This window comes from Morganella sp. HSTU-ASny43 (assembly GCF_022819185.1).
Lineage (GTDB): Bacteria > Pseudomonadota > Gammaproteobacteria > Enterobacterales > Enterobacteriaceae > Morganella > Morganella morganii.
The window spans coordinates 1-564 of the sequence record NZ_WSPG01000087.1 but is presented as its reverse complement, the minus strand read 5'-3'; the positions used below and the strand labels follow the sequence as shown (position 1 = coordinate 564).

Below are 564 nucleotides of genomic sequence, written 5' to 3'. Positions count from 1 at the left end.
TATGTTTATTAGAGTCAGTATTAATACTAATCTATGTAATGAAACTATCATATTTAGTGGAGGCCCTGTATTTGAATTTAAATTTCAACATTTATTGTCAGCAGCGCCACATAAAAATTGCCGATATATCTTTTTTGGTGCTGGTTCTTACTTATTTAACTATTCAACTAAATTTTCTTCACTTCCATTCTCTGGAAAAAAAGAAAATATAAGTGTAAGAGATGAAATAACAAAGAAAATATTCAATTTAGATACTGCATTTGTTACAGGCTGTGCAGCGTCTTATCTTCGAGAGTCAATGGACAAAATTGTTGTCAAAAATAATAAAATTGCCATTTCAGCACCACAGCGATATGATTATTTCCCGTATACCTATGATCTAATAAATAAAATAATATCTTTAGGCTATGATGTAGATATTCTTTTTAATCGAGGATGGGATAAATCTGAATATACATCTGGCCTTACCCAAAGAAAAACTAATATTTTTGTTAATTTTCTTCAGAATAAAGGCTTTAATGTAATCGATGCATCCGGAGAGCATGGCATGAAAAAATATGATAC

General features: G+C 30.0%; 1 protein-coding gene. It reads left to right on the top strand.

Annotated features, from left to right (window positions below; translation table 11 throughout):
• Positions 1–564 (top strand): polysaccharide pyruvyl transferase family protein (locus tag GN208_RS17890; protein ID WP_243828520.1); only part of this gene is annotated, 564 nt, incomplete at both ends.